The organism is Kitasatospora sp. NPDC054795 (assembly GCF_053611565.1).
Genome location: NZ_JBSHAP010000007.1, coordinates 88,830 through 102,872, shown reverse-complemented (window position 1 = coordinate 102,872; position 14,043 = coordinate 88,830). Strand labels below are relative to the sequence as shown.

10 protein-coding genes are annotated in these 14,043 nt (G+C 75.2%); 8 read left to right on the top strand and 2 right to left on the bottom strand.

Annotated features, from left to right (window positions below; genetic code table 11):
- Positions 1-43: 43 nt before the first annotated feature.
- Together ACWGJO_RS04410 and ACWGJO_RS04405 are read right to left on the bottom strand one after the other, a co-directional pair.
- Positions 44-325, bottom strand: a complete 282-nt coding sequence (locus ACWGJO_RS04410) for an SHOCT domain-containing protein (protein ID WP_452182084.1) — start codon at positions 323-325, stop codon at positions 44-46.
- A gap of 55 nt (positions 326-380) precedes the next feature.
- Entirely contained in the window at positions 381-872 is a 492-nt protein-coding gene (locus ACWGJO_RS04405) for a DUF6325 family protein (protein WP_452182083.1), read from the bottom strand.
- Between the two features lie 347 nt (positions 873-1,219).
- Here ACWGJO_RS04405 and ACWGJO_RS04400 point away from each other — a divergent pair, with 347 nt between their 5' ends.
- The 8 genes from ACWGJO_RS04400 to ACWGJO_RS04365 all read left to right on the top strand — a co-directional run bounded on the left by ACWGJO_RS04400 (position 1,220) and on the right by ACWGJO_RS04365 (position 14,029).
- Positions 1,220-2,503 carry a hypothetical protein gene (locus ACWGJO_RS04400; protein WP_452182082.1) on the top strand — a complete coding sequence of 428 codons (1,284 nt, stop codon included), beginning with the start codon at positions 1,220-1,222 and terminating at the stop codon, positions 2,501-2,503.
- A 153-nt stretch (positions 2,504-2,656) separates the two neighbouring features.
- The gene (locus ACWGJO_RS04395; protein ID WP_452182081.1) at positions 2,657-3,091 is read left to right on the top strand and encodes a DUF7144 family membrane protein; all 435 of its coding nucleotides are present in this window, start codon (positions 2,657-2,659) and stop codon (positions 3,089-3,091) included.
- A gap of 399 nt (positions 3,092-3,490) precedes the next feature.
- Positions 3,491-4,765, top strand: coding sequence for a helix-turn-helix domain-containing protein (locus tag ACWGJO_RS04390; protein ID WP_452182080.1), 1,275 nt, complete (start codon positions 3,491-3,493; stop codon positions 4,763-4,765).
- 197 nt (positions 4,766-4,962) lie between these two features.
- Complete coding sequence (locus tag ACWGJO_RS04385; RefSeq protein ID WP_387686452.1) at positions 4,963-5,406, top strand: cobalamin B12-binding domain-containing protein; 444 nt, start codon at positions 4,963-4,965, stop codon at positions 5,404-5,406.
- Between the two features lie 26 nt (positions 5,407-5,432).
- Positions 5,433-6,749, top strand: a complete 1,317-nt coding sequence (locus ACWGJO_RS04380) for a methylaspartate mutase (protein ID WP_452182079.1) — start codon at positions 5,433-5,435, stop codon at positions 6,747-6,749.
- A gap of 138 nt (positions 6,750-6,887) precedes the next feature.
- A complete protein-coding gene (locus tag ACWGJO_RS04375) occupies positions 6,888-7,880 on the top strand; it encodes an asparagine synthetase A (RefSeq protein WP_387728451.1) in 993 nt (330 codons plus the stop codon).
- A gap of 29 nt (positions 7,881-7,909) precedes the next feature.
- Positions 7,910-9,154, top strand: coding sequence for a glutamate synthase-related protein (locus ACWGJO_RS04370; RefSeq protein WP_452182112.1), 1,245 nt, complete (start codon positions 7,910-7,912; stop codon positions 9,152-9,154).
- Between the two features lie 144 nt (positions 9,155-9,298).
- Positions 9,299-14,029 carry an amino acid adenylation domain-containing protein gene (locus ACWGJO_RS04365; RefSeq protein WP_452182078.1) on the top strand — a complete coding sequence of 1,577 codons (4,731 nt, stop codon included), beginning with the start codon at positions 9,299-9,301 and terminating at the stop codon, positions 14,027-14,029.
- Positions 14,030-14,043: the final 14 nt, after the last annotated feature.

Genomic DNA, 14,043 nt, shown 5'->3' with positions numbered 1-14,043 from the left:
CCTCGGCGCCGTGCCGACCGTGCTCGGTGCCGTGCCGACGGTGTCAGCCGGCCAGGAGCCGCTGCTTCTGCGTGGCGAACTCCTCCTCCGTGAGGACTCCCTGGTCCTTCAGCTGCGCCAGCTGCTGCAGCTGGGAGATCTTCGCGTCCGTCCCCGTCGGGGCGGGTGCGGCGGGAGCCGACGGCGGGGGCGGCGGCGCGGGTTCGGCCACCACCTCCTGTTGCGCCCAACGGCCCGCTTGGCGGCGGGACACCCGGTTGGACACGGTGGTCGCCGTTCCGGCGATGACGGCGGTGCGTGCGACACCGCGCAGCAGTCCAGGCATGACGCGTACTCCTCTCGGTGGCTTCAGGTCACAGTGGCTTCGTGTCTCGGCGACTTCACGTCCCGGAGGCGGAGCCGCCCGGCGCGTCCGTCAGGTCGTTCCCGTCGGCAACGTCCAGCTCGTCCAGGGAGCGCAGCAGCTCCGGCATCGGCACCCGGCCACTGGCGACCAGCCGGGCACCGCCCCGGCGCAGGGCCGTGGCGAACGGGGCGGCCCAGGTGTTCTCGTAGATGAGCACACCGGCCGAGTTGCCGGGCTCGATGACCCCGGCGGCCTCGCTCAGGTCGCCGGCGTCGAGCAGGCCTGACCCCGCGCCCTCGAAGACGGCCAGGTCCAGTCGGCCGTCGCCGTCGAAATCGGCGATCTCCATGCCCGTGACGGTGCCGTCGGCGTCCTTGCGCACGAACGCGAAGTCCAGGATGCGGATCACATTCCGGTCCACCAGGTCGACCAGCAGCGGGAGTGCTTCCCCGGTCATCCGGTTGCCGGGGAACTCGACCACCACGTAGTCGATGGGCCCGGTCTCGGCGAGGACGTCCTCGGCCATGGCGGTGCTCCTTTCGGGGAGTCCCTCGCCCGTCCCGGCGGGCCGGGCGCTGGTACCGACCGTACGGGCCGCCGACGCGTCGGCGGATCACCTGCCCGGGGTGAGGCGGCGGCCCGGTGCCGGGCACGCCCCGGACCGGGCGTACGGGTGAGCGGCCGCCGCGCCGGGCTCCTCGTCCGGGTGGCCCAGCCCGGGGTGCCGGGCGGAGGCCCTGCGGCGTGAATGGTGCCAGCGGCGCCGTGGCCGCGCAGCGAATGCCGGGAGGGCCGTTGAACGGGCCGAGTTGAACCCCCAGCCGTCCGTGCCCCCGACGGGCGGGCCGGATCGTCAGGAGCACCGTCTCGGCCGTGCTGATCACGCTGACCTGCATCCTGGTGCCGGTCTCGCTGCTCACCGTCTGGGTGCACGACATCGCGCTGGACACCGACCGGTACGTCAGCACGGTCGCGCCGCTGGCCACGAACCCCGCGATCCAGGACGCCGCGGTCAAGCGGATCACCCAGGCGGTGGACGTGAAGGTGAACGGCCCGGAGGTCGTCTCCGACCTGGCCTCCTGGCTGCAGTCGCAGGGCCTGCCGCCCCGGGCCGCGTCCGCCGTCAAGTCGCTGGGGCCCAAGATCGACGACGCGGTGGACCAGGTGGTCTCCAAGGCGGCGACCAAGGTCGTGCAGAGCGACGCCTTCGACACCGTCTGGACGCAGGCGAACCGCGCCGCCCACACGGCCGTGGTCCAGGCCCTGACCGGACACGGCCGCGGCGCGGTCGGAGTCAGCGACGGCACGGTCACCCTCGACGTCGGGAAGGCCGTGGACCAGCTGAAGGACCAGCTGGTGGCCGCGGGTCTGACACCGGCCGAGAAGATCCCGGAGGTGCACAAGCAGCTGGTGCTGTTCCAGTCCGACAAGCTGGCCAAGGTCCGCGGCGCCGCGCACGCGCTGGACGTGCTGGGCAACTGGCTGCCGGTGATCACCGTGGTGATCGGTCTGGTCGGCGTCCTGCTGGCCCGGCGCCGGCGCCGGGCCCTGGTGTCCACGGCGCTCGGCGCGGCGGGGGCCGGCCTGGTGGTGGCGATCGCCCTGGTGATCGCCCGGCACTACTACCTCGACCACCTGCCGCCCGCCGTGCAGTCCCGGGACGCCGCGGCCGCGGTCTTCGACACGCTGGTGAGGTTCCTGAAGGTCAGCCTGCGCACCCTCGTCGTCCTGGGCGTGGTGGTCGCGCTCGGCGCCTACCTCTCCGGGGCGGGACGGCTGCCGCGGGCCGTGCGCGGCGGGGCCGACCACGCCGCCGACTCGGTCGCCGGCTGGAGCGGCGCGCACGGCGTGCACACCGGACGGGCCGGAACCTGGACCGACGCCCACCGCCGCTGGCTCGCCCTCGCGGCGCTGCTGATCGTGGCCCTGGTGTTCGCCCTCTGGAACCACCCGACGGTGCTGACCGTGCTGCTGCTCGTCCTGGTGCTCCTCGTGCTCCTCGCCGTCCTGGCCCTGCTCGCCGCCTCCGGGCGGGTCGCCGGCCCAGGACGGGGCGGTGCGCCCGGCGGGACCGACGCGCCCGGCGGGGTCGATGCGCCCGGAGGCGGCGGGGCGCCCGGAGGCGGCGGCACCGAGAACCCCCGGTCGGAGGGCTGAAAGGGCTCCGCGAGGGACGTCCGGGCCACGGCCGCGGTCGGTACGACGCCACGACAGGACGGGGATCCGGTTCTACCGTGAACGTAGGACTTCTGTTCCACCCTCCCGCCTTCCGCGGTCCGCGAGGCGGTTGCCATCGAAGGAGTCACCGTCATGACGAGCAGCGTCAGTGGAGCCGGCAGCAGCCAGATCCCCCAGCCCCAGCGGCACCCGTACGCGTCCGGGTGGACCATCTTCGCGGGGGTCATGCTGATCACCGGCGGTCTCATGGCGGTCTTCGAGGGGATCTCCGCCATCGCCAAGGACGACCTGGTCGTCGTCACCCGCAACTACGCGTACTCGCTGAACACCGCCGGCTGGGGGTGGATCCACCTCATCCTCGGCGTCCTGATCGTCGTGGCGGGCGTGGCGGTCTTCAGCGGCGCACTCTGGGCCCGGATCTTCGGTGTCGCCCTCGCCGGCCTGGGAATGATCGCCAACTTCCTGTGGCTGCCCTACTACCCGGCGTGGGCGATCGTCCTGATCGCGATCGACGCCCTCGTCATCTGGGGGCTGTGCCACGGCGGCCTCGAGGCGGCGGCCGAATGACCTCCGGGCAGGCCCGTCCCTGACCGCGCCACCGGCCCGGATCCCGGCATCAGCCGAGGTCCGGGCCGCTGCATGCGCACCGGGAGGGCCGGCGCCGCCCTGCCGCGGCCGTCCCGGCGAGGGGCCCTCGTCCGGCCCGGACGGGGGGCGGGACGGCCTGTGAGGCCCGGGTGAAGGTCGTGGGTGGGGCCGGTGATCGGCCGTTGATCGGGCGTAGACGGCGAGCCAGGAGCATCGGGAACCGGAGGGAACCGGTCGGAGGCCACAGCCTGATCGCCGGGTCCCGTACGGCCGGACCACGGGCCGTGCGGGCGCCCGGAGCTGAGGCCGCCACCGGTCCCGACGCCAGGAGGAGTCCGGACCACGAAGGGCAGACGAGGCATGGACGGCGGGCTGTCGGTGCAAGCGGTGAGAACGGCGGCGGGCTTCGGCGAGCTGCTGCGGCTACGGCGTGAGCGGGTCGGGCTGACCCAGCAGTGCCTGGCCGATCACGCGACCCTGAGCGTGCGGGCGATCCGGGACATGGAGAGCGGCCGGGTGCGCCGGCCCCGCAACGAGACCGTCCGGCTGCTGGCGGACGCGCTGCGGCTGGAGGGCCGCAGCCGGACGGATTTCGAGGAGGCCGCCCGCCGGCACCCGCTCGCGGACGAGCCGGTGGCCGAGCCGGCCGCCCCGCCGGTGGCCCGCGGGGCGATCGTCGGCCGGGACACGGAGGCCGAGGTGCTGGCCGACGCCTTCGCCGTGCACGGGGACCGGCTGGTCTCGCTGGTGGGCCTGGGCGGGGTCGGCAAGACCAGGCTCGCCCTGGAGGTGGCCCGCCGGCTGCACCTGGCCGTCCGCTGGTCGGTGCGCTGGGTGGACTGCGGCGGCGGCCCGCACCCCTGGCGCGCGTCGCTGGACGACCTCGCCCGGGACATCGGCGCGCGGCCCGCCCTGCTGGTGCTGGACGGCGCCGACGGCGGGGTGGACGCCGGGCAGCTGGACGGGCTGTTCCACCGCTGCCCCGGGCTGCGGGTGCTGATCACCGCCCGGGAGGCCCGGCCGCTGCCCGGGGGACAGGTCATCCCGCTCGCGCCGCTGCCCGTCCCGGCCCCCGAACTCGACGCCGAACCGGAGGCGCTGGCACAGGTCGGGGCCGTCCGGCTGCTGCTCTCGCACCTGTGCCGGCTGCGCCCCGGCTACACCCTGGAGCGCTCCGAGGCGCCCGCCGTCGCGGAGCTCTGCCGCCGCCTGGACGGCCTGCCGGGCGCGCTGGAGCGCGCGGCGGGGTGGGCGCTGGTGCAGTCCACCTCCCAGCTGGTGGCCGGGCTGGCGGTCGTCCCGTTCACGCTGGCGGCCCCGCCCGTGGTGTTCGGTGCGCGCGGTGACCTGCGGGACGATGTGGAGCCGGCGATCCGGAGGCTGACGGAGCGCCAGCGCGCACTGCTGGAGGTGCTCGTGGACGAGCCGGGGGACTGGTCGGGGGAGGACGCGGTGGTCCGCAGCGGCTGGACGCTGCAGGCCTGCCTGGCCACGGTGCACGAACTGCTGTCGCGCGGGCTGATCCGCAGCGTGCCGGCCCGGGACGGCGTGCGCTTCACGGTGCTCAACCTGTGCCGGCGCCTCGTCCGGGAGGAGCCCGGGATCCGGCTGGGGCCGGCGGGGGACGGACCGCTGCTGGCCGTCGCGGGCTGACCGCGAGGCGCCGACGGTCCGGTACGGGCCGGTGGGGGCCGACCGCGACGCGTCGAACGGCTGCCGATTCTGCCGCTTAATGCCGCAGGAGCTGCCGCTTGCCGGGCCCGATCGTTCCTAGCGTTCTCCGTGGGGCCGGACCGCCGCGGGAACGCGCCGGAACGCCATCGAGGATCTCTACCGATGAGGGCTGAGTCGTGGAGCACGGAAACGCCGAACAGAACGGTCTGGACGTCGTCGTGACGACGACGGCCTCGGATTCGCACACCTGGAACCTGGTCTTCCTCCAGTTCCTGCTGGAGGAGTCGGGCCACCGGGTGACGAATCTGGGCGCGTGCGTCCCGGACGCGCTGCTGATCTCCGAATGCCGCCGGATCGAACCGGACCTGATCGTGATCAGCAGCGTCAACGGGCACGGCTTCCAGGAGGGCCTGCGGGTGATCGAGGCCCTCCGCGCCTGCCCGGAACTGCGGCGCACCCCGACCGTCATCGGCGGCAAGCTCGGCATCGCCGGGGCCGACGACCCCGACCGCGAGCGGACGCTGCTGGCGGCGGGCTTCGACGCGGTCTTCGAGGAGGGCGCCGCGGTGGCCGGGTTCCGCGAGTTCGTCGGCGGACTGCGCTCCGGGGTCCTGCTGTGACGGAACCTGCTGCGACGGGCCCCGCGGTGACGGGCCCCGCCCGGGCGGGCTTCGGCGCGTTCGTGGCGCAGGCCGCCGAGGCCGGTGCCCTGGTGGTCCAGCCCCGGATGGGCATGGCGCGGGCGGCCGTGATGCGGGAGGGCCTGCTCGCCACCCGGGGGGCGGCCGCCGTCACCGTCGGCACCATCACCCTGGACAGCTACACCCGCACCGGCGACCTCGACGCCGCGCGGCGCGCCCTGGCCGCCGGGGCGGGCCTCAACGGCTACCCGATCGTCACCCACCCGGTCGAGGTCACCCGGGCGGTGCTGCGCGGGGTGGCGGACGCGGGCTTCCCGGTGCAGGTCCGGCACGGCTCGGCCGCGCCGGAGCGGATCGTCGAGGCGCTGCTGGCGGCCGGCCTGGACGCCACCGAGGGCGGACCGGTCTCCTACTGCCTGCCGTACGGCCGCACCCCGCTGCACGAGGCGGTGGCGCGCTGGCGGCGCAGCTGCGAAATCCTCGCCTCCGTCCGGGAGTTCGGCGCCGAGCCGCACCTGGAGACGTTCGGCGGCTGCATGATGGGACAGCTCTGCCCGCCCTCGCTGCTGATCGCCATCAGCGTGCTGGAGGCGCTGTTCTTCCGTCAGAACGGGCTGCGCAGCATCTCGCTCAGCTACGCCCAGCAGGCCAACGCCCGCCAGGACGAGGAGGCGCTGGCCGCGCTCGGCCGGATCGCGGGGGAGCTGCTCGCGGACGTCGACCGGCACCTCGTGGTGTACGCGTACATGGGCGTGTACCCGCGCTCGCCCGGCGGCGCGCGGCTGCTGCTGGAGGACGCGGCGCGGCTCGCGGTGCGCGGCGGAGCGGCCCGGCTGATCGTCAAGACCACGGCCGAGGCGCACCGCATCCCCACCGTCGCCGAGAACGTCCGGGCGCTGGAGACCGCGGCTGCGGCCGCTGCGGCGGAGCGGGGCCGGCCACGACCCGCCGCCGCGCCGAACACCGGGATCGAGGCCGAGGCCAGGGCGCTGATCGGCGCGGTGCTCGACCTGGACGCCGACGTCGGCCGGGCCCTGGTGCGGGCGTTCGCGGCCGGCTACCTGGACGTGCCGTACTGCCTGCACCCCGACAACGCCGGGCGGACGGGCAGTTCGCTGGGCCCGGACGGCCGGCTGCACTGGTCCGGTGTCGGCTCGATGCCGATCGCGGGGCTCGTCGAGCGCGGCCGGGCGCCGATCCTCGGCTCGGCCGGGCTGCTGGCCGCCCTCTCCCACGTCCGGCGCGGCTACGACGGCCGGGCCGAGTACGCGGCCGCCTCCGTGGCGGCGTCCGCCGCCCGGGGCCTGCCGGTGGCGCGCTGAGCCGCCCGCCGGGCCCGCGACGCCCGGCCCGCCCGCCCGTCGTTCCAGCACCCCCGCCCGCCCGCCGCTCCACCACCGATGACCGCCCGCGCCTTTGACGGCGGGCCACGGACCACCCGAGAGAACAGGACCTTGACCATGCCCGACACCACGCCCCCGCCCCCGGTCGATCCGGGCCGGCACCTGACCGCCCCGACCACCCGCAGCGCCCTGCGGATCCAGCAGCAGCTGCTCGCCGCCGCCCGGGAGTTCCTGCGCGGCCGGGGCTTCACCGAGCTGCTGCCGCCGATCATCGGCCCGGTCACCGACCCCGGTGCGCGCGGCTCCAAGCAGGTGGACATCGACTTCTACGGCCACCGCTACAAGCTGATGACCAGCGCGATCCTGTACAAGCAGGCCTCGCTGCTCGCCTTCGACAAGATCTTCTGCATCGCCCCGAACGTCCGGCTGGAGCCGCTGGAGACCGCCGGGACGAGCCGGCACCTGGCCGAGTTCCATCAGCTGGACGTGGAGGTCGCCGGCGCGAGCCGGGACGACGCCGTCCAGCTGGCCGAGGAGCTGGTGGTGCACATGGTCGACAGCACGGTGCGCGAGCTGCCCAAGGAGTTCGCCGAACTCGGCCGGGACCCGCAGGCCTTCGCCGAGCTGCTGAAGGGCTCCTTCGGCCGCGTCCGGCACGCCGAGGCGGTCGCCGAGCTGCGCGGCGTCGGCCACCCGCAGAGCCTGGACGCCGAACTCGACTGGGAGGGCGAGGCGCTGCTGTCGGCCCGGCGCGACCGGCCGTTCTTCGTCACCGACTACCCGAAGGGCTCGCGCGGCTTCTACGACCGCGAGCACCCGGAGGACCCGGGCCTGCTGCGGAACTTCGACCTGCTCGCGCCCGAGGGCTACGGCGAGCTGTGCAGCGGCAGCCAGCGCACCAACGACTACGCGGAGATCGTCACCCGGATGCGGGAGACCGGCGAGAACCCGCAGAAGTACCGCTGGTACCTGGACCTGGTGCGCGAGGGCGTGCCGGCCAGCGCGGGCTTCGGCATCGGGGTCGAGCGGCTCACCCGGTACGTCGCCGGGCTGGACGCCGTCTGGCAGGCCAGCGCGTTCCCCAAGGTCGCCGGGGTGGTGTCACCGTGAGGGAGCACAGCGAGGTGGGCGCCGCCGCCGTGCAGGACCTGACCGCGCCCGGCTTTCCGGAGGAGGAGGTCCGGCGGCGGGCCCGCGTCGGGGCGGCCGCGGCGTTCCCGCCCGCCGAGGAGTACGGGCAGGTGCTGTTCGGCGCGGGCCGGCCCGGGGAGCCCGCGCCGAACGACGCGCTCGACGCCCTGCGGATCGTCCCGCCGCTGTTCCTGCCGCAGCGGCTCGCCAAGCTGATCGACCTCGGCCGCGAACCCGACTACCGGGACGTCGAACTCGCCACCACCATCGGCGGGTTCGCCTCGGCACTGCCGGTCTACGTGTCCGCGACCGGCTCCACCCGGGCGGCCGGCGGCGACCTCGGGCTGGCCCTGAGCCGGCAGGCCGGGGCACTGGGGATCCCGATGGTGATCGGCGAGAACGTGGTGCCGGTCAACGGCTACGGCCGGCTCGGCGAGGCGGCCGACCGCACCCTGCTCGGCCGGCTGCGCGCCTACGGAGAGCAACTCCCGGACGGGCTGGGCGGCGTGGCCGTGCAGCAGAGCACCGAGGACGCCGACGCCGAGGTGTGGAACCTCGTCCACAGCGATCCGGCCGCCCTGCCGCTGCTCGAATCCGGGCGGCTGGCCTTCGAGTTGAAGGTCGGCCAGGGGGCCAAGCCGGGTCTGGGCGGGATGACCGTGCTGGACGCGGAAGCCGCCGCCGCGCTCGGCGACCGCTTCGGGCTGGACCCGCTGTTCGGCGACGGCCGGGTGCTGCGCGCCGCCACCCCGGGCACCTTCACCGCGGAGATCCTGCGCCAGCAGATCCGGCTGATGCGCAACAACTACCCGCGGGTGCGGATCTGGGTGAAGCTCTACCCCGGCCGGGACGTGGCCGAGGCCGCCCGGGTGGCGCACGAGGCCGGAGCGGACGCCGTCGTGGTGGACGGCGCCGAGGGCGGCACCGGCTGGGCGCCGGGGGTGTTCCTGCCGCACGTCGGCCTGCCGCTGGCGGAGTGCCTGCGCCGGCTGGCGGCCGCGCCGCCGCCCTCCCTGCTGGTCTCCGGGCGGATCTGGGAAGGCGCCCGGGCGGTCAAGAGTCTGGCGCTGGGGGCCCGTGCGGTGGGCCTCGGGCGGGCGGCGCTGCTCGCCGTCGCGGAGGACCTGGAATCCGGTCTGCGCCGTTTCGCGGAATGCCTGGCGCTGGAACTCCGGCTGCTGATCAGTTCGCTCGGGAAATACGCCCCCGAGGCCCTGGACGGGGCGGATGTCTGGTCCCCCGGGAATTCCTGAAACACCCTCGGCCGGTAGCTCTGGCCTGCCTGGGAAGCGGCATGATGAAACTGCCGATTTCCTTCCGCTCATTCTGCCGATAGGGCCGTCGAATTCCCCCTATCGTCGCTTTCGTCGCCGATTTCTCTCACGATCTGGGGTTGGATGATGTCCTCGCGCGGTTTCCCCACCGAATTCGCGGCGCCCGGTTTCGCGCCGTTCGCCTCCGCCGTCGCCCGCTTTCCGGAGCGGCCGGCCGTCCGGACCGGCGGCCGGACGGTCGGCTACCGGGAGCTGGACGGCCTGACCGCCGCCCTCGCCGCCCGGCTCGCCCCCGGCCGGACGGTCGCCGTGACCGGCCGCGACCGGCTGGACCACGTGGTCGCGCTGCTCGCGGCGCTGCGGGCCGGCGCCACCTATCTGCCGCTGGACGTGGAGGCCCCCGAGGAGCGCAACCGCTGGATCGCGGAGGACGCCGGGGCCCACCTCGCCCTGAACGGCGAGGAGCTCACCGAGATCGGCGCAGGGGCGGGCGGGAACGCCGGCGCCGGCTACGTCATCTACACCTCCGGCACCACCGGCCGTCCCAAGGGCGTGCACGTGCCGCTCGCCGCCCTGGCCGGCCACCTGGCCGGTGTCGTCGAGACCTTCGGCCTGACCGAACGGGACGTGGTGCTGCAGTTCGCCCGTCCGACCGTGGACGTGGCCGTCGAGCAGGTGCTCGGCGCGCTGTCCGCCGGGGCCTGCCTGGTCCTGCCGGAGCAGCGGCTCCTGGCCCCGGCCGCGCTGCTGGACCTGCTGGACGCCGAGGGCGTCACCGTCGCCAACCTGGCCGCGGGCTACTTCCAGGACGTGGTGGCGGCCCTGGGCGGCCGGGTGCCGCGCACCCTGCGGCTGATGATCTCCGGCAGCGACAAGCTGGAGCCCGCCACCGCCGCCGCCTGGTGGTCGGCGACCGGGGTGCCGCTGCTGAACGCCTACGGCCCGACCGAGACCGTGGTCACCGCCACCACCCACCGGCTCGACGGCACGCCGGAGCAGCCCGCCGCCCGGGTGCCGATCGGCACCGCGGTCGGCGCGCGCCGCCTCCACGTGCTGGACGGGCGGCTGCGGCCGGTGCCGCCCGGCGAGGCGGGCGAACTGTACGTCGGCGGGCCGCTGCTGGCCTCCGGCTACCTCGGCCGTCCCGGTCTCACCGCCGGCCGCTTCGTCGCCGACCCGTTCGCGGCGGCCGACGGGGCCCGCGGGGCCCGGATGTACCGCACCGGCGACCTGGTGCGCCGCGCCGCCGAGGACGGCCCGCTGGAGTTCCTCGGCCGCGGCGACCACCAGGTGAAGATCCGCGGCTTCCGGGTCGAGCCGGGCGAGATCGAGCAGGTGCTGGCCGGTCACCCCGGCGTCACCGGCTGCGTCGTGGTGGCGCACGAGGGCCGGCTGGCCGCGTACGTCACCGGCGCCGCGCCGGGGTACGCCGAGGCCCGGGCCTGGCTGGCCGAGCGGCTGCCCGAGCACATGGTCCCGGCGACGCTCACCGCGCTGGACGCCTTCCCGCTGACGGCCGGTGGCAAGGTGGACCGCGGGGCGCTGCCCGAGCCGCTGACCGCGCCGCAGGGCAAGCCGGCCGGTCGCCCGCCGCGCACCCCCGCCGAGCAGCTGATCGCGGCGGTCTGGGCGGACGTGCTCGGGGTGCCGGAGGTCGGCGCCGACGACAACTTCTTCCACCTGGGCGGCGATTCGCTGACGGCCGTGCGGGTGGTGGGCCGGGTCTTCGACGTCTTCGGCATGGTGTCGCCGTACACCATCTTCGACGCGCCGACGCTGGCCGAGTTCGCCGCCGCGGTGACCTCCGCGTCCGGCGGCGCGCGCCCGGCCCCGGTCCGCTCCGGCGCCGCCGAGGCCCCGCTGTCCAAGTTCCAGCGCGGGCTGTGGTTCCTCGACCAGTGGAACCCGGACGCGCCGACCTACGTGGTGCCCTGGGTGTTCCGCTTCTCCGGGCCGGTCGACGCCGAGCTGCTGCGGCGGGCGCTGGCCGGGGTGGTCGAGCGGCACGAGAGCCTGCGGACGACCTTCGAGCTCGCCGAGGACGGTCCGCGCCAGGTCGTCCACCCCTCCGTGGAACTGCCGTTCACGCTCACCGAGACCACCGCCGAGCAGGTGGACGCGCTGGTCGCCGAGGCCGCGCTGGAGCCCTTCGACCTGGAGCGGGGGCCACTGGTGCGGGCCCGGGTCTTCCGGGCCGACGGCGCGACCACGCTGCTGCTGCTCCTGCACCACATCGTCTGGGACGAGGGCTCGCTGGCCGTGCTGGAGGCCGAACTCCAGGAGCTGTACGCCGCCTCGGCCGAGGGTCGGCCCGCCGAGCTGCCGGAGCTCGCCGTCCAGTACGGCGACTACGCCGCCTGGCAGTACCAGGACGACACCGCCGAGCGGCAACTGGACTACTGGCGCGAGCAGTTGCGCGACGCGCCGACCGCCGACGCGCTGGTGCCGGACCGGCCCCGACCCGAGGAGCAGGCCTTCCGCGGCGCCTTCCACCGCTTCGCCATGCCCGGCCCGGTGGCCGAGGCCGTCCGGGCGCTCGCCCGCAGCGAGGACGCCACCCCGTTCATGGTGCTGCTGGCCGGGCTGGCCCTCACCCTGCACCGCCGGACCGGGCAGCGCGACCTGGTGCTCGGCTCGCCGGTGAACGTCCGCGGCCGGGCCGAACTCGACGGCCTGATCGGCTACTTCGTCAACCTGCTGCCGCTGCGGCTGAGGCTGGAGGAGGGCGCCTCCTTCCGCGAACTCGTCCGGCACGTGCGCGAGGTGTCGATCGGCGGCTACCGCCACCAGGAGGTGCCCTTCGACGACATCGCGGGCGCCGTGCTCGACGAGCGCCCCGAGGACCGCAACCCGCTCTGCCAGGTGCTGCTGGAGCTGCACCCGCTGGACCCCCGGCCGTTCACGGTCGGCGGGCACGAGGTCACCCGGGCCCTGCACTCCAACCCGGTCTCCCGCTTCGACCTGTCCGTCTCGGTGGACGACCTGGGCACCGGCTTCACCGGCCGCTTCGAGTACGACAGCGACCTCTTCGCCCCGGACACCATGGCCGGCCTGTGCGAGGAGTGGCTGGGCACCCTGGCCGCCGCCGTCGAGGTGCCGGTGCACGCCCTGTTCGAGGCGCGGGCCGCCCGCGACCCGCGGGCCGTCGCCCTGATCTCCGGCGAACGGACCGTCGGCTACGGCGAGTTGAACACCGCCGCGAACCGGCTCGCCCGGCACCTGACGGGCCTCGGCATCGGGCGCGGCGACACCGTCGCGGTGCTGGCCGAGCGCGGGCCGGAGCTGGTCGTCGCCCTGCTGGCGGCCCTCAAGGCCGGCGCCGCCTACACCCTGCTCGACCCGGACTTCCCGGCCGAGCGGCTGGCCGGCGCGGTCGCCGACACCGGCGCCGCCACGGTGGTCACCCACCGGCGCGCCACCGTGCCCTTCCCGGTCGGGCGGCAGGTGGACCTGGACGCCTCGGCCGCCGAACTCGCCCGGTACGCGGGGCACGACCTCGGCCTGCCGGTCGAGGGCACCGACCTCGCCTGCGTGATGTTCACCTCCGGCTCCACCGGCCGCCCCAAGGGCGTCGCCGTCCCGCACCGCGCGCTCACCACCACCTACCTTGGCCAGGACTACGCCCGCTTCGGCCCCGAGGAGGTCTGGCTGCAGTGCTCGCCGGTCTCCTGGGACGCCTTCGCCCTGGAGCTGTACGGCGCGCTCTGCTTCGGCGGTACCTGCGTCCTCCAGCCCGGCCAGCGCCCGGACCCGCAGACCATCGCCGAGCTGACCCGCCGCCACGGCGTCACCCAGCTCCAGCTCTCCGCCAGCCTGTTCAACTTCCTGCTGGAGGAGTTCCCGGAGACCTACGACGGCCTCAAGCTCGCCTTCACCGCCGGCGAGCGGGCCTCCGTCACCCACGTGGCCAAGGCCCTGGAGGCCTACCCGGGCCTGGCGGTGGCCAACGGCTACGGCCCGGTGGAGAGCCTCGGCCTGACCACCTGCCACCGGGTCGGCCCCGCCGACACCGCCGGCGCCTCCGTCCCGATCGGCGTCCCGCTGAACGGCAAGGGCGTCCTCGTCCTGGACGAGCGGCTGCGTCCCGTCGAGCCCGGCACCACCGGCGAGCTGTACGCCACCGGCGGCGGCCTCGCCCACGGCTACCTCGGCCGGCCCGGCCTCACCGCCGAACGCTTCGTCGCCTCCCCGTACGGCGCCCCCGGCGAGCGCCTCTACCGCACCGGGGACCTCGGCCACCTCAACGCCGAGGGCCTGTTGGAGGTCACCGGCCGGATCGACGACCAGGTGAAGATCCGCGGCTTCCGGGTCGAGCCCGGCGAGATCGAGGACGCGCTCACCCGCCACCCGGCCGTCCGGGAGGCCGCCGTCGCCGTCCACGAGCCCGCACCGGGCGACCGCAGGCTCGCCGCCTACGTCACCGTCGCCGCCGGCGCCCCCGCCCCGGACGCGCTGCTCGACCACCTGGCCGCCCTGCTGCCCGAGCACATGGTGCCCGCGACCCTCGACGTCCTGGACGCCCTGCCGCTCAACCACAACGGCAAGGTGGACCGCAAGGCGCTGCCCGCCCCGGCCGGCCGCCGGGCTGCCGAGGCCTCCGACGACGCGGCGGCCGCCGGGGCCGCCGACCCGCTGACCGAGGCCGAACGCCTGGTCGCCGAGGCGATGCGCGAGGTCCTCGACCTCGCCGAGGTCGGCCGCGAGGACAACTTCTTCCGGATCGGCGGCAACTCGCTGGCCGCCGTCCGGGTCGCGATGCGGCTGTCCCGGGAGACCGGCAGCCGCGTCCCCCCGCAACTGGTGTTCCGGGCCCGGACCGTGAGCGCCATCGCCGAACGGCTGGCCGCCCGATGACGGGCCGCACCGCA